Here is a 15,507-nt window from a genome sequence, read left to right as displayed (position 1 = left end):
GACCCTTATTTATACCACTCTTGGATCCGTTCATCTTTTGGAAGAAGAAACGTTAAAAATCCAAGGATAGGGAGGAAACCTACGCTAATGATCGTTGGATTAAGACCTATTTTATCAATGAAAAACCCTAAAGCAACGCCGCCAATAGCTCCCATTCCAAATGCCAATCCAACGGTTAATCCAGACATTGTACCAATTTTCCCCGGCACAAGTTCTTGTGCATATACAACAGTTACCGAAAAGCTAGACATTAAAACGAGCCCAATGAGAGCTAGAAAAACGTAAGCTAAGAGCGGACTGACGTATGGGAGGGAAAGTGAGAATGGAACGGTTCCAAGCATGGAAAATAAAATCACGTTTCTTTTGCCGAAACGATCTGCAAGAGGTCCGCCTAAAAATGTCCCAACGGCTCCCATGAGAAGAAAAAGAAAAATATAGCTTTGAGATTCAGAGATGCTTGCTTCATAGTTTTGAATCGTATAAAAAGCATAAAAATTAGAAATGGCACTAATATACCAAGAACGGGCAAAGATGAGAAAAATAATAATAAGTAATGCGCCTTTAATTGCCTTTTTAGATTCTACATTCATCTGGCGCTGTGCTTTTCGCTTTTTCGGCGTATACATAACAAGGCGTGAACTATACCATCTAGCAATATAAAAAAGTAGAGCAACGGCCACCCCGCCAAAGATTGTAAACCAAGCAGCTCCACCTTGCCCAAGCTTTGCTAGCACAAGCGCTGTCATTAAAGGAGCAAGCGCTTGCCCTGAATTTCCTCCAACTTGATAAATAGATTGAGCAAGCCCGCGTCTATTTCCAGCTGCCATGTAGGCTACACGTGAACCTTCTGGATGAAAAACTGCAGATCCAAGCCCGATAAAAAATACACAAAGTAAAATAGTTTCAAATGAAGGAGCAAAAGCAAGAAAAAACATGCCAAGCATGCTGCTTGTAAGCCCAAGTGGCAGAGCATAAGGGATCGGCTTCTTGTCTGTATAAAGCCCTACAACAGGCTGCATGACAGAAGAAACCATGTTAAGGGTAAAAGAAATAAGTCCAAGTTGTGTGAATGTCAATCCCATTGATCTTTCTAAAATTGGAAACATAGCAGGGATAACAGCTTGTAAGGCATCATTTAATAAATGACAAAGTCCAATAATAAATAAAATGTTGTACACTGTTATTTTTTCTATGTTATCCGGTTTTGGTGTAGCAACAGTAGTTCCCATAAAAAAATCCTCCTTTCAAAATATGTAAAATAGAAAAGCTACTCTTTATGATAGGCACAAATGAAAAGGAATTCAAGATAAGGGAGAGAAAAGAGATAAAAAAAGCTTGTAAAACACAATGATAATCATTATCATTGTATGGAGTTATACTATAATGATAAGGGAGGAAAAAGGTGTTAAAACGGTTTTTTTCGTACTATAAACCATATAAGAAACTTTTCATCCTTGATTTTTCATGTGCTGTTTTTGTTGGGATTTTAGAGCTTGCTTTTCCGATTGCTGTAAATGAAGTGATTGATCGTTTACTTCCTATGGAAAACTGGACTGTTATCTCATTGGCATGTTTAGGTCTTTTGGCTATTTATCTTCTTAATACAGGTCTTCAGTACATTGTAACTTTTTGGGGACATAAACTTGGTATTAATATCGAAACAGATATGAGAAGAAAGCTTTTTGGTCACATGCAAAAGCTCTCTTTTAGCTACTATGACGAAAATAAAACAGGACATTCGATTTCAAGACTGACAAAAGACCTAGAAGAGATCGGGGAAGTTGCCCATCATGGACCTGAGGATGTATTTGTCGCTATTATGACGCTTCTAGGCGCATTTGGAATTATGCTTACGATTAATTGGAAACTTGCTGTACTTTCTTTTATCGTTATCCCATTTTTAATGATTTGTGCTATTCACTTTAACAAAAAGATGACAAAAACGTTCCGTAAAATGTTTAGTGATGTAGGGGATATTAATGCCCGCGTAGAGGATAGCATTGGAGGCATTCGCGTTGTAAAAGCATTTGCAAATGAAGAACATGAACAAAAACGCTTTGAAGTAAACAATGAACGCTATCGCCAAACAAAGCTTCAATCTTATAAAATTATGGCTCAAAATATTATGGCCAACTACATGCTTATGCGCACTGTAACACTCTTTACTCTTTTGTTTGGGACGCTTTTCGTTATAAAAGGTCAGCTTACATATGGAGAGTTTGTTGCGTTTCTTCTCCTTTCTAATATTTTAATAGGACCAATTCAAAAAATTAATGCGGTGATCGAAAGTTATCCAAAAGGAATTGCCGGGTTCAAGCGTTATACTGAAATCATGGATACACATCCTGATATCGTTGATGCAGAGCACGCTAAAGATATGACGGTAAAAGGAGAAATCCGTTACGAAAACGTTGCATTTCGATACAAAAATATGGAAAGAGTCTTAAATGGACTAACCCTTTCTATTAAAGAGGGTGAGACAGTTGCGTTTGTAGGTCCATCAGGAGCAGGAAAAACAACTTTGTGCAGTTTGCTTCCTCGTTTTTATGAGATTGAAGAAGGAAAAATTACAATTGATGGCGTAGACATTCGGGACTTTACTCTTCAATCACTACGTAGCCAAATTGGCATTGTGCAGCAAGATGTTTTCCTTTTCTCAGGTACGATTCGGGAGAATTTAAGCTATGGTAAGTTAGACGCAACAGAGGAAGAGATAGAAGAAGCAGCTCGTAAAGCCCAGCTGTCTGACTTTATTTCAAATCAGCCTGACGGACTTGACACGATTATTGGAGAGCGAGGAGTAAAACTTTCTGGCGGTCAAAAACAACGCCTTGCTATTGCACGAATTTTTCTTAAAAACCCACCAATTTTAATTTTAGATGAAGCAACCTCTGCTCTTGATACTGAAACAGAAGTTGCCATCCAACAAGCGTTAAATGAGCTTTCAAAAGGGCGCACAACTCTTGTTATTGCTCATCGTCTTGCTACAATCAAAAACGCAGATCGTATTATGGTTGTCACAAAAAATGGTATAACAGAACAAGGAACACACGATAGATTGCTAGGAGAAAAGGGAATATATAGCCGTCTTCACCAAGCACAGTTTGGATAATAAAAAAGATTCAGCATAACTGCTGAATCTTTTTTTATTTGAAGATCTCTTGAAACTTTTCTAATGTTATGTCTGGTCCGATACCGAATCGGTTAAGAAGCAGTGGGTTATCCCCAGGAAAGACGTAGCCTTTTTGTGTTGTAAAGGCTAGGGTAAAGCCTGCATCTTTGACAGCTTGAACAGATGTCTCATTTAAGTGTCCGAAAGGATAAGCAAAGTATGCAGAGTGAGATGGAAGTGCTTGTCTACTTTGTTTGAAGTCTGCTAACACTTGCTCATAAGGAAGTTGGGTAATCATCCCGCGTTTATTTTCCTCATTCATTGAATGAAGTACATTTGTGTGAGAACCAAACGAGAACACATCCTTCATTTTCTCCATATCTTGATAGCTTAAAAAGTCTAATCGATCTGGATTGAATGGTTTACTTTCTTTTGAAATTCTACCTGTAATAATGAAGTTTTCTGCTTTAAATCCATATTTTTTAAGAATAGGATAAGCATACTCTCTCGAAGAAATAATCCCATCATCAAATGTAATGACAACAGATTTTTCAGGTAACGCTTTTTTTCCTTGTATGTAAGACTCTAATTCTTTGAGCGTAATAGCAGTATAGCCGTTGTCATGAAGCCACTTCATTTGTTCATCAAAGGCTTCAGGAGTAATAGTTGTGGAAACATCCCTGAAGTTATGATTCTCCTCATCTTTTAAAAGGTGATGATACATAAGAACAGGAACGCCATTCTGTTTTTCAACACTATCTTTTGGAATGTAACCGATAAGACCGCCAACGTTCACTTCCATCCAATCTTGATTTGTATCTTTTGCTTCAATTTGAGTACGCTGATCAAATTCGCCAATTTTTTTAGACGTTTTAGACATTGAACGATAAATCGGAGTTGCTTTTTTTACTAAGAATGTTTCTCCCTCAAAAGCACTCGTTAGCGACTGATCTTTGACAGCTGTTGCACTCGCTATTTTCGTTTCCTTGCGTGGAACATAGCCAACGTCGTTTCCAACAGCAACTCGCCACCAGTCTTGGTTAAATGCCATGTAGTTGCGATACTCAGTATTCTTAGTTAAATATCCTTTAACTTCTCTTTCAGTGTAAGGAGAAGGAACAGAATAAATTGGCGTGTACTCCTTTTCTGTTACGAGAGCTTGTGGAGCTTCTTCTGCATTTTCTTTCTTATAGAAGAGATATGAAGCAGATCCGACAATAAACATTAAAAACAAACAAGATAAAACAATAACCCCTTTTTTCTTCATCTCAAAAACTCCTAAATTTTTTTCTCTATTTGTGAGTATAATAGACTATCTTTACATTTGCAATAAAAATGTAATAAAAGTGTAATATATAAGGTAAAAAATGATAATTATCGGAAGATATTAACTAATTTAAATTCACTGAATATTTTTTCTATACTTTTTGTAAATCTTTACTATATGTTAAAATAAAGGGAAGGCATACATTTCGTAAACTTTTTGAAAAAAGAAGAAAAGGAGAAGTTTTGAGAAAGGGATGGAAAGATGGATCGCTTATGTAAAGCAGGTGGTATAGTTTTTTCTATTTTCACCATCATATTGGCTTTAACTACACTCATTATGGAAAAGAAAGGGAATATCGAGAGTTTTAACGTTGTTTCTTGGATGCTAGTAGCTATGTCTCTGTCACTTATCTTCAATAACATAACAGGGTTTAAAAAAGAAAAAAGGGAAGGGCATGTATCGTGTGTCGTTTTAGGAGGGGCTGTGCTTCTTCTGCATTTTACAAATGTGTTGTAATACATAGTGAAAAGAGTAAAAAACGGTTCCGGAATAATAAATATACATAGAAGTTAATATATGCTAAAATATAAGCTAATAAAAAGGGGGTGAAGACGTTGGGAAGGCGCTATGGAGAACGATTAGTCAGAAGAATGTAACCGTATTAATTGAAAACAAAGGACCATTTTGGCTTGAGTACCTATCTCATGGTCATCACTCTACGGGTAGATATAAATAATTTTTATAGCGGAGGTGATTCCCTCTTTTTAGAGGGGATAAGTTGGACACGACCATTATCATTAATTTAATATTAGTAGCTCTTTTAATTGTATTGACAGCCTTTTTTGTAGGGGCCGAATTTGCTGTTGTAAAAGTAAGAATGTCGCGCATTGAGCAGCTTATTTCAGAAGGAAATAAAAAAGCGGTTGCTGTAAAGAAACTAGTAACCAATTTGGATTATTATCTTTCAGCTTGTCAGCTCGGAATCACAGTGACTGCTTTAGGTCTTGGGACGCTCGGAGAACCTACTGTAGAACGACTTTTGCACCCTGTATTTCATGAATTGGGCATTCCTACAGCTTGGACAACAGTTGTTTCTTACGCGCTTGCATTAGGTATTATGACGTTTTTACATGTTGTCTTAGGAGAACTTGCTCCGAAAACATTGGCTATTCAGTATACTGAAAGAGTTACGCTTTTGTTAGCTCAGCCGCTTGTGCTATTTGGGAAAATTTTATTTCCTCTCATTTGGCTTTTAAACGGCTCAGCGCGTATTATCCTTCGCATATTTGGGGTAAAGCCTGCCGGTCATGAACAAGCACACTCAGAAGAAGAGCTTAAAATTATTATGACGCAGAGTTATCAAAGTGGAGAAATCAATCAAACAGAGCTTTCATATATGCAAAACATCCTTTCATTTGATGAAAGGGTTGCAAAAGATATTATGGTACCAAGAACAAGAATGATTGTTTTTGATCAGGAGATGGAAAAGGAAGAGCTTTTACAAATTATTGATGAAAACCACTTTACACGTTACCCTGTAACAGAAGAAGGAGATAAAGACAAAATTATCGGTGTTGTAAATGCTAAGGAAATGGTCACAAACCTTGTTCTTGGACGGTCATTAAATATGAAAAAACATATCCATCCGATTCCTTTTATTCATGAATCAACACGTTTGCAAGATGTGTTAGTGAAGATGAAAAAAGAACACATTCATATTGCCGTTGTTATGGATGAATATGGAGGAACCTCAGGAATTATTTCGATGGAGGATATATTAGAAGAAATTGTTGGTGACATCCAAGACGAATTTGATACTGATGAAATCCCCGACGTAGTAGAACAAGAACAGGGCTACTATCTTTTAAATGGACGCGTTCTTTTAGATGATTTAGAAGAGCGATTCGGAATGACGTTTGATCAGCGAGAGAACGTTGATACAATAGGGGGATGGATGCAAGTGAAGATGGCTTCAACCCCAGATGAGAATCCTGTTGTTGAAGATGATCAGTACCGTTTTGAAGTAGTAGAAGTTGAAAATCATCAAATTCTTCAAGTCTCTTTCTTAATTAAACAATTAAATGAAGAAATGGAAGAGGATACGGAACGAAAGCACGGATAGGAAAGAAAACTTAGAAGCTCCTGCAAAATAGCAGGAGCTTTTTTTATGGAGAAATTCACTTAAACTTGTCCACTTTTTATCAATGAAGGACTCCTTTAAGAGGAAGACCTTCCACTCTAGTGTTCACATCCGGACAATAATAGAGCCGCCTCCACTTGGTGCTGTGACCGTTTGACTTTGTTCAGGAGCTTTTCGATCTAAACGCTCAAGAAGCTGTTTGTTTTGCTCAATAAGTTGCTGAACTTGATAAGAAAGATAATTCAAACGATATTCTAAACTTCCTTCTCCATATGGAAATGAGGGAGCAGTGGGGTGGACAAAATTTTCATGATGTGAGGAAGAATAATTTTTTTCATAACTTCCTTCTCCATATGGAAATGAGGAAGCAGTAGGGTGGACAAAATTTTCATGATGTGAGGAAGAATAATTTTTTTCATTTTGGTCGGTCGGCTTATAGTTTCTTTGATAATAATGAGGAAAGTAAGAGTGATGATGCACATGTATTACCTCCTTTTACGAGTCTCTTATAATATATACGAAAGATAAAATTCGGGGATTTGTCCTAAAAAAAATAGACAAATGCCTAATGAAAAAAGCCGCATTAAGCGGCTTTTTTATTAGTATTGACGATAAACATAAGCATCTTCTGGTTCGCTTATCTTCTCGTACTTTTTCACTTTTAAAACAGGAATTGTTTTTTTGAATGGTTGATAATACATTGTGTCTAGTTCTCCACTTACGCGTAGCCATTCGTCATTTTCTAAGTTCATATCGTCTGGGAATTGAATGAGCATCCCATAGACACCCGAATCTGCTACACAATGAATAATTCCGAATCTAAATAGAAAAACTTCATTCTTCTTCAAGTCATCATTATTAAAAGAAAAACCGGTTAGCGATACCGTTTTTCCTGTAAACTCTCCAGGGAAATTATAGATGGTTTCCATTCCCTTTAAATAATTGTCATCATTTAGAATAATGGAGTTTTTCTTTTCATACTGTTTCTTTGATTTATCCATTAATTTTTCGTAATCTTCTGCTCCGTAATATGTGCTTGTATCAGGTTGCAAAATTTGATGGTTACTTGACGCATCATCACCTTCTAGAATAGGAAAGTGAAATCCTTTTGCTTCAACCATTTTTGAATCAAGCGTTGCAATTGGGAAGCACATAACAGCAACGAGAGGGAAAATCATAATCGGGTACACAACGAGCTTTTTGTACCATTTATCTTCATCATGACTGTGATCATGGCCACAGCTACATGAATGATCATGTTCATGATCATTGTGATTTTTCTTATCGCCATCTTTTACGTAAAAATAAACTTGAGCAATGGTTAGTAAAATAAAGATAAATATCGTACTAAATGAGATATAGCTGTATTTCATATTAATATATTTATTAATTGTTCCTGTAGCATGCAGGTGCATAAAAATAAAACTAAAACCAATTAAGATTAAAATGCGTACCACTTTGTCTCCTCCTTTACAAATAAGAAATAATAAGTGCTCCTAAAAAGACGAAAATCGTAACGTAAAAGAGTAGGAAAAATACGAGTTTAGACTTAAAAGTTCCGAGCATAACAAGCATATTTTTAATATCAAACATTGGACCAAATACTAAGAATGCAACAAGTGAGCCATTACTGAACGTGCTTCGGAAAGATGAAGCAACAAAAGCATCAGCTGATGAGCAAAGAGACAGAACGAAAGCGAGTGCCATCATTATTATAATAGACATAATAGGTCCATCTCCTAAAGAAAGAAGTGTGGATGTTTTAACAAATGTTTGCATCGCTGCTGCAATTAAGGCTCCGATGATAAAAAACTTACCAACTGAGAAAAATTCATCTAATGTGTGACGTACCATATCGCTAAACTTCTTTGAAAAAGCAAGAGAATGGTCATGATGATGGTGTGTAGCCTCATTGCGTAGCTGCCCGTCCTTAAATTGAAGAGAGATAATCCAACCAGCAAAAAGAGCTACAATAAAGGATAAAATGCACCGATAGCCAACCATCTTCCAATTGTTTCCGAATGCTACATATGTGGAGAAAATCACAACAGGGTTGATAACAGGTCCTGTTAGCATAAAGCTTGTAGCTCCATGAAGAGGAACTCCTTTTCCGATAAGTCGTCTTGTAATAGGGACAATGCCGCACTCACAAGCAGGAAAAAGGCTTCCAAGCACAGAGGTCACTATAACAGAGAGAAAACGATTCTTAGGAATAATTTTAGCTAGCATATTTTCCGTAATGAACATTTGAATCACGCCCGAGATAATGACGCCAAGAACGACGAATGGTAGGGCCTCTACTAATATACTAATAAAAACCGTATTCATTTGTAAAAAAGATTCTTTTGACATAAGTCTTCCATCTCCTTGTAAAGTAATCGTAATCCACGTTGATGAAAGAGAACAACAAAGACACATAGTTACAAACGAATAGAGAAATAAAAAGTTTCACTATGTGAAGCTTTTTTTATTTAAGAATGTTTGAATTTTAGACAACGTGGAATATTTACCTAAAAAAGGAGGAACTACATTATGGCTAAAACAACGGCTGGTCAAGCGTTAATTCGTTCACTACAAGAATGGAATATTGATCATATATATGGTCTTCCAGGAGATTCTATCAACAATGTAATGGAGGAGTTAAGAAAAGCAAAAGAGCAAATTAAATTTATTGGAGTCCGCCACGAGGAAGCAGCGTCTCTCGCCGCTTCAAGCTACGCAAAAATTACAGGGAAAATAGGGGTATGTTTATCAATTGCAGGTCCTGGAGCAGTTCATCTTTTAAATGGGATGTATGATGCATCATCAGATGGAGTACCAATGCTCGTTCTTGCTGGACAAGTATCAACTGAAAAACTTGGGAGAGATGATTTTCAGGAAATTAATTTGCAGCGCATGTTTGATGACGTAGCCGTGTTCAATAAAACGGTGCAAAGAGCAGACACGCTCCCAGATCTTTTAAATCAAGCAATTAAAACGGCATATGCTAAAAAAGGGGTTGCTGTTTTAACCATTCCAGATGATATCCCTGTTCAAGAAATTGACGAGAGTTTAATGTATACCTCATCAGTTTTTAGAGAAGTTCAGATTGTTCCAAATGGAGAGGATCTAAAGAAAGCTGTTACATATTTAAATGAAGCAAAACGTCCTGTTATCCTAGCTGGAAAAGGAGCACTGCATGCTAGAAAAGAAGTGGAGGCATTCTCAGAAAGATTTGGTGCTCCAGTTGTTGTGACACTACCAGGAAAAGGAGTAATTCCAGACGAGCACCCTTCAAATCTCGGAAACCTGGGTCAAATTGGGACAAAGCCAGCATATGAGGCAATGGAGGAGACGGATTTACTTATCATGGTAGGGACATCTTTCCCATACCGAGATTATCTTCCTGAAAAAGCAAAAGCTATTCAAATTGATATGGAACCTACTCAAATTGGAAAACGCTATCCAGTTTCAGTAGGAATTGTAGGAGATGCAAAGGAAGTACTTCCATGGCTTACTGCACACGGAGCTTTTCAAGAAAATCGACATTTTCTTGAGAAATGCCAAGAAAATATGGAAAATTGGTGGAGACATATTGGAAAAGATGAGCAAAAAGAAGAAACTCCTATTACAGCTCACCAAGTCATTCCACAGCTTCAAAAAATTGTAGAAGATGACGCTATTTTATCTGTTGATGTTGGGAACGTTACGGTGTGGATGGCACGACATTTCCGCATAACAAACCAACAATTTATCATTTCAAGTTGGCTTGCTACAATGGGTTGTGGGCTACCAGGAGCCATCGCTGCAAAAATGGCGTATCCTGAGCGCCAAGCAGTAGCTGTATGCGGAGATGGTGGATTTTCAATGGTAATGCAAGACTTCTTAACTGCTGTAAAATACAAGCTTCCTATTATTGTTGTTGTCTTGAACAATGAAAAAATCGGGATGATTAAATACGAACAGGAAGTGGGAGGTCACCTTGATTATGCAGTTGATCTTCAACCATTCAATTTTGCTCGATTTGCAGACATATCAGGAGGTATTGGCTATAGAGTAGAACAATTTGAAGAACTTGCTCCTGCCTTTGAAAAAGCGGCCCTTGCCACAAAACCTGTTATTCTGGATATTCATATTGAAGAACAGCCGCCTCTTCCAGGTAAAATTGGATACAGCCAGGCTTTCTCTTATTCCAAATATTTATTGAAGAATTTCTTCGAAAATCATGAAGTAGAAATGCCGCCGCTTAAGAAGAGCTTAAAGCGTTTCTTTTAACAAAAGAAGAGGCATGAGAATTCTCATGCTTCTTTTTTATAAAGTAAAGAGGGGGATAAAGAAATGGGATGGACGATTACAATTCTAGTCGGGGCATTGCTGTTATTATTATTAATCCCAGGAGCCATATTTTTATGGATTTACATAAGAGATGAAAAACAGAAGGAACATTCCGTGCTAAGAAATTTTCCTGTTTTAGGGAAGGTACGCTACATCTTAGAGAAAATTGGACCTGAAATGAGACAGTATTTATTTCATAATGATAATGAAAGCAAGCCATTTTCACGGATAGAATATGAGCAAACAATGAAATCTGCTAAATATAAAAGCAGGTTAATTGGTTTTGGTTCAGAGCGTGAATTTGAGCGTGCTGGTTACTATATCGCAAATTCTCTATTTCCAGCTCAGCGTGAGGAGCTGAAGGTGGATAATAAGCAAAAAGTAAAAACAAAAGTTTATAAAATAGACGAAGATAACTTGTTGAGAAGAAAAGAACATCGAGAAGAGGTAGAGGCTTCCCCATATCTTCTTCATGAAGATGATGTGCAAATTATTGGTGAGCATACATGTGAAAAGCCTTTCTATGTAAAGGGAAACGTTGGGCAATCTGCAATGAGTTATGGATCGCTTGGGGACCGGGCTATTACAGCTCTTTCTAAAGGGCTGAAACTTGCGGGAGGAACATGGATGAATACAGGAGAAGGTGGATTGTCACCTCATCATTTGAAAGGGGGCGCAGATATTATTTGTCAAATTGGTCCAGGTCTTTTCGGAGTGCGAACGAAAGAGGGAGAGTTTTCATGGGAAGAGTTTAAAAAGAAAAGTGAAATAAAAGAACTGAAAGCATTTGAACTTAAGCTTGCTCAAGGCGCAAAAACGAGAGGCGGCCATGTTGATGGCAGAAAAGTAACAGAGGAAATTGCTGAAATCCGTCAAGTTAAGGCTGGAGAATCGATTGATAGCCCAAACCGTTTCAAACAGTTTAGCAGCAGAGAAGGAATGCTAGATTTTATTGAAAAGCTCCGTAGTATTGGCGGAAAGCCGGTCGGTGTGAAGCTTGTTGTAGGAAATGTAAAAGAACTTGAAGAGCTTATCGCATATATCGCCAAAAGTGGGAGAAGTCCAGATTTTTTCACAATTGATGGAGGTGAAGGAGGCACTGGAGCCTCTTATTCAGAACTTGCTGATGCTGCTGGGTTGCCGATTTATACAGCTCTACCTATTGTAGATGATTTACTACGAAAATACGGAGTTCGAGATAAAGTAAAAGTATTTGCTTCTGGAAAGTTGCTTACGCCTGACAAAATTGCAGTAGCGCTTGCAATGGGCGCTGATTTTGTGAATATTGCTCGCGGCATGATGTTTTCGGTTGGATGTATAAGAGCACAAGTTTGTCATACAAACAATTGTCCTGTTGGGGTTGCAACAACAGATCCTAAACTGCAGAAAGCCCTTATAGTAGAAGAAAAATCATTCCGTGTATGCAATTATATTTTGTCTCTTCGAGAAGGGTTATACAATTTAGCTGCAGCAGCGGGTATCACTTCTCCTGTTCATTTTTCAAAAGAACATATTGTTTTTAAAGATGAAAAAGGCAACATTGAAAAACAAGAAAAAAGGGCAAAAATATCGAGTTGAAGAATAAAAGTAGGAGAAACTAGCGCAATCTAAAACGAGTCTTTCTTGAAATAATCTATACATCTATACTAAATCATGGTAGATTTAGTAGGAGCAACAAATGCACCATTGAGGAGGAAGAGAAAGAGCATGAGTAAGATTGAAGCAGGAACGATTGTGACGCTAGAAGTGGAGCGTGAAGCACCGTTCGGCGTATTTTTAACAAATGGCAGTGAAGATGTATTACTACATGAATCAGAAATTATTGGTGAAATTGAAGTTGGCGAAGATGTAGAAGTCTTCCTTTATCATGATAAACAAGACCGTATTACAGCTACAATGAAGAAACCAAACATTCAAAAAGGACGCTATGGATGGGCGCAAGTTGTTGGCGTTCAACGTCATTTAGGGGTTTTTGTTGATATTGGCATAAGCACAGATTTGCTTGTTTCCCTTGATGATTTATCAGCGCTTGAACATTTGTGGCCTGAAGTTGGTGATTGGTTATATGTAAGCATTAAAACGGATCGTAAAGGTCGTCTTCTTGGCCGCCTCGCAACAGAAAATATTATGGAACAAGTAGCGCGTAAAGCTCCTAAAACTGCATATAACAGCGACATTACAGGAAATGTGTATCGTTTAATGAAAATTGGCAGTTTCATGATTTCAGAAGAGGGATATCGCTGTTTTATTCATGAAAGCGAACGTAAACGTGAACCACGATTAGGAGAAAGAGTAAGCGGTCGCGTTATTGATGTAAAAGAAGATGGCACTTTAAATGTATCTCTTTTTCCACGTAAGCAAGATAAAATGAGTGATGACGCAGAAGAAATTTTAACTTATATGGAAGGTCGAAATGGTGCGATGCCATATAGTGATAAAAGTCATCCAGATGATATTTTAGAACAGTTCGGAATGAGCAAGGGAGCTTTCAAGCGTGCGCTTGGGGGGTTAATGAAACAAAAGAAAGTGTATCAAGAAGATGGTTGGACATATATAACGAAATCTTAACAAAAAAAGCCCTTTCTAAAAGGGCTTTTTGTTAAAGTGATTGAAAATTCATATATTTTTTACATTTTAAAGCAGGATATCTCCTCTTCGTAGCGAATATTAAACTAAATAACGCAAACTAGAGGAGGTTTCTACTTATGATTATAGTAGCAGAAAAACATGCTTTACACAAAGCCGTATCTCACGGTGAACAAACGATTATGGTGAAAGGAATGATCGGAAAGCTTCTATCACCGCTCGCAAACGTACAGCAAAAACCGAAAGATCTTTGTATTACGATGACCCCAGCCGTTGCGGCTGCTATTATTGCACCTCTTGCTGATATAACAACAGCTCTTGCTATTACGCTTATTCTCGTAATTGGCCTTGTCACAATCGTATCTATTTTCAAAGATTATCATATGGAAAATACGTATGACGGACTTGTACTACACAAGAAAGCGTAGCATATTTTGTATTTATTAGATGACCTTATAACTTATATTTTGATGTAGAAAGATAATAGAGATCAAAATGATTTCTGTTATCTTTTTATCCCATCTAAATTTCTTTCAATTCCGTTTTCGATTTTTTCAAGAATACGGAAATATTCCTTTGTTTCATCCTCTGTTAAAACCGCGAGCATTTTGCCCCAAAATTCATCACGCTTCTTTAGAGCGTTGCGAACAAGTTCATTTCCTTGTTCCGACAGTGTTAGCCAAACAATGCGACGATCCCGGCTATCACGCCGTCTTTCAATTAAATCATATTCTTCAAGCTGATTAAGAGTAATGGTTGTGGCCCCAGACGATAACTCCAGTTTTTTGGATACATCAACAACCATGCATTTTTCTTTTTCGTAAATAAATTTAAGCATATAATATTTTGTCGGAGTAATGTTGTAAGGAAGCTTACTACATAATTCTTCAACAAGCTTTTTTTTATGGCGAAAAAACGTATCCTTCATACGATCCATATGTTCTAACTGTTCTTTTATCTCTTTTGGATATTCACTCATTTTTGGTAATGCCCCCTTTATAATAAAACCAAAACGCTTTTTATTCTCCTTCTATTATAATAATAAAAAAAACGTTTTCAAATAAACCTTTCTAGAAATTGTTCTTTTCTCCTTCTAACGAACTAAGTAAAAAGACTTTCATTTTGAAGTTTTACGCTTGAAAAAATAATATTTGTAAACGTTGTTGTATAAGAGGTCACATCGTTAATAAAATCTTCAATCTGTTCAAGCTTTTCCACAGTTAGCATGACCATAAAACAGGACTTTCCTGTAATACGATAGCAGAATAAAGCATTAGGATGCTGCTCAATAAACGTTTTAAATGCTTCATGTTTTCCATTTTTAACGGTAACTTCAATAATACAGTCAATAGAATAACCAAGCTTCGTTCTATTGACGTCAATGGTATAGCGTTCAATGACCTCTTCATCTTCAAGTCTTCTAACTCTTTCAGCTACAGACGGTGGAGATAAATTGACTTTTTGACTAAGTTGTCGTATTGAAAGCCTTGCATTTTTCTTTAGTTCTTTCATAATTTTAATATCTAACTCGTCAATTTTCATACGCAACCTTCTTCTTCAAAATTTATATCAAATAAAATTTATCTCTTATTTTTTAGTTTCATTTGAAATGTGAAAAAGTTCTTTTTCTTTCTATAATTGTAACATAAATTACTTGAAAACAGGAAGGAAGAGGAACGATGACAACAATATCCTTATCATTAAATGGAGAAACTTCATTTCAAAAGCTTCTAGGACATAATGAAGAAGTAATGAAAAAGTGGAGTGAATTAGGGGAAGTACTTGAAAACACTATGTCGCTTTCAAAAGATTTAAAGGAACATGTGCGAACAGCACTTGCTCATGGAAACGGCTGTCTTTATTGCAAAGCTAAAAGAGAACCTGAGAAAAATATCCAGGATGAAAAAACGATAAAGGCACTTGGATTTGTAAGTGTTTTTTTAAGAGTAGGGAGCGCTATCCCACAGGGAATTTTTGAAGTATTAAAAGAAACGTTTAATGAAAAAGAAATAAGCGAACTGTGCGCTTTTGTTTGTTTTACGACCGCTTCTCAATATTTTGGTGAAATGATGGATTTGCGTCCATAAT

General features: G+C 36.8%; 15 protein-coding genes. 8 read left to right on the top strand and 7 right to left on the bottom strand.

Going from position 1 to position 15,507, the window contains the following annotated elements:
* Nucleotides 1-5: 5 nt before the first annotated feature.
* Entirely contained in the window at nucleotides 6-1,229 is a 1,224-nt protein-coding gene (locus tag ACK3CR_RS17855) for an MFS transporter (RefSeq protein WP_488975884.1), read from the bottom strand.
* Between the two features lie 173 nt (nucleotides 1,230-1,402).
* Between ACK3CR_RS17855 and ACK3CR_RS17850 the strand changes: the two genes are divergently transcribed.
* The gene (locus ACK3CR_RS17850) at nucleotides 1,403-3,112 is read left to right on the top strand and encodes an ABC transporter ATP-binding protein (RefSeq protein WP_243519151.1); all 1,710 of its coding nucleotides are present in this window, start codon (nucleotides 1,403-1,405) and stop codon (nucleotides 3,110-3,112) included.
* A gap of 34 nt (nucleotides 3,113-3,146) precedes the next feature.
* Here ACK3CR_RS17850 and ACK3CR_RS17845 read toward each other — a convergent pair whose 3' ends face one another.
* Complete coding sequence (locus ACK3CR_RS17845; protein ID WP_243519154.1) at nucleotides 3,147-4,379, bottom strand: polysaccharide deacetylase family protein; 1,233 nt, start codon at nucleotides 4,377-4,379, stop codon at nucleotides 3,147-3,149.
* A gap of 261 nt (nucleotides 4,380-4,640) precedes the next feature.
* Between ACK3CR_RS17845 and ACK3CR_RS17840 the strand changes: the two genes are divergently transcribed.
* Together ACK3CR_RS17840 and ACK3CR_RS17835 are read left to right on the top strand one after the other, a co-directional pair.
* The gene (locus tag ACK3CR_RS17840) at nucleotides 4,641-4,895 is read left to right on the top strand and encodes a hypothetical protein (RefSeq protein ID WP_488975883.1); all 255 of its coding nucleotides are present in this window, start codon (nucleotides 4,641-4,643) and stop codon (nucleotides 4,893-4,895) included.
* A 262-nt stretch (nucleotides 4,896-5,157) separates the two neighbouring features.
* Nucleotides 5,158-6,501 carry a hemolysin family protein gene (locus tag ACK3CR_RS17835; RefSeq protein ID WP_243519159.1) on the top strand — a complete coding sequence of 448 codons (1,344 nt, stop codon included), beginning with the start codon at nucleotides 5,158-5,160 and terminating at the stop codon, nucleotides 6,499-6,501.
* Nucleotides 6,502-6,624: 123 nt separating this feature from the next.
* On the opposite strand, the gene ACK3CR_RS17830 is transcribed toward ACK3CR_RS17835, so the two are convergent.
* The 3 genes from ACK3CR_RS17830 to ACK3CR_RS17820 form a co-directional block, all read right to left on the bottom strand.
* On the bottom strand, nucleotides 6,625-6,999 hold the full coding sequence (locus ACK3CR_RS17830; RefSeq protein WP_488975882.1) for a hypothetical protein: 375 nt from the start codon (nucleotides 6,997-6,999) through the stop codon (nucleotides 6,625-6,627).
* A 119-nt stretch (nucleotides 7,000-7,118) separates the two neighbouring features.
* A complete protein-coding gene (locus ACK3CR_RS17825) occupies nucleotides 7,119-7,976 on the bottom strand; it encodes a TIGR03943 family putative permease subunit (protein WP_488975881.1) in 858 nt (285 codons plus the stop codon).
* 13 nt (nucleotides 7,977-7,989) lie between these two features.
* On the bottom strand, nucleotides 7,990-8,871 hold the full coding sequence (locus tag ACK3CR_RS17820; RefSeq protein WP_328122719.1) for a permease: 882 nt from the start codon (nucleotides 8,869-8,871) through the stop codon (nucleotides 7,990-7,992).
* 180 nt (nucleotides 8,872-9,051) lie between these two features.
* Here ACK3CR_RS17820 and ACK3CR_RS17815 point away from each other — a divergent pair, with 180 nt between their 5' ends.
* From ACK3CR_RS17815 to ACK3CR_RS17800, 4 genes are all read left to right on the top strand, one after another.
* Complete coding sequence (locus ACK3CR_RS17815; RefSeq protein ID WP_480380347.1) at nucleotides 9,052-10,773, top strand: pyruvate oxidase; 1,722 nt, start codon at nucleotides 9,052-9,054, stop codon at nucleotides 10,771-10,773.
* A 63-nt stretch (nucleotides 10,774-10,836) separates the two neighbouring features.
* Nucleotides 10,837-12,411 (top strand): FMN-binding glutamate synthase family protein, encoded by a 1,575-nt coding sequence (locus ACK3CR_RS17810; protein ID WP_430237062.1) that lies wholly within the window; start codon nucleotides 10,837-10,839, stop codon nucleotides 12,409-12,411.
* A 129-nt stretch (nucleotides 12,412-12,540) separates the two neighbouring features.
* Nucleotides 12,541-13,401, top strand: coding sequence for a CvfB family protein (locus ACK3CR_RS17805; protein ID WP_243519173.1), 861 nt, complete (start codon nucleotides 12,541-12,543; stop codon nucleotides 13,399-13,401).
* A 137-nt stretch (nucleotides 13,402-13,538) separates the two neighbouring features.
* Nucleotides 13,539-13,847, top strand: coding sequence for a hypothetical protein (locus ACK3CR_RS17800; protein WP_040056385.1), 309 nt, complete (start codon nucleotides 13,539-13,541; stop codon nucleotides 13,845-13,847).
* A gap of 77 nt (nucleotides 13,848-13,924) precedes the next feature.
* On the opposite strand, the gene ACK3CR_RS17795 is transcribed toward ACK3CR_RS17800, so the two are convergent.
* Nucleotides 13,925-14,398: a MarR family winged helix-turn-helix transcriptional regulator gene (locus tag ACK3CR_RS17795; RefSeq protein WP_019392336.1), complete on the bottom strand. Its 474-nt coding sequence runs from the start codon at nucleotides 14,396-14,398 to the stop codon at nucleotides 13,925-13,927.
* A 122-nt stretch (nucleotides 14,399-14,520) separates the two neighbouring features.
* The gene (locus ACK3CR_RS17790) at nucleotides 14,521-14,961 is read right to left on the bottom strand and encodes an Lrp/AsnC family transcriptional regulator (RefSeq protein ID WP_040056383.1); all 441 of its coding nucleotides are present in this window, start codon (nucleotides 14,959-14,961) and stop codon (nucleotides 14,521-14,523) included.
* A 137-nt stretch (nucleotides 14,962-15,098) separates the two neighbouring features.
* Between ACK3CR_RS17790 and ACK3CR_RS17785 the strand changes: the two genes are divergently transcribed.
* A complete protein-coding gene (locus ACK3CR_RS17785; RefSeq protein WP_243519176.1) occupies nucleotides 15,099-15,506 on the top strand; it encodes a carboxymuconolactone decarboxylase family protein in 408 nt (135 codons plus the stop codon).
* The last annotated feature ends 1 nt before the right edge of the window (nucleotide 15,507 follow it).

This window comes from Priestia sp. TRM10, assembly GCF_057808375.1.
Note: the sequence above shows the minus strand (reverse complement) of the source record. Positions and strands in the feature narration are given on the sequence as shown.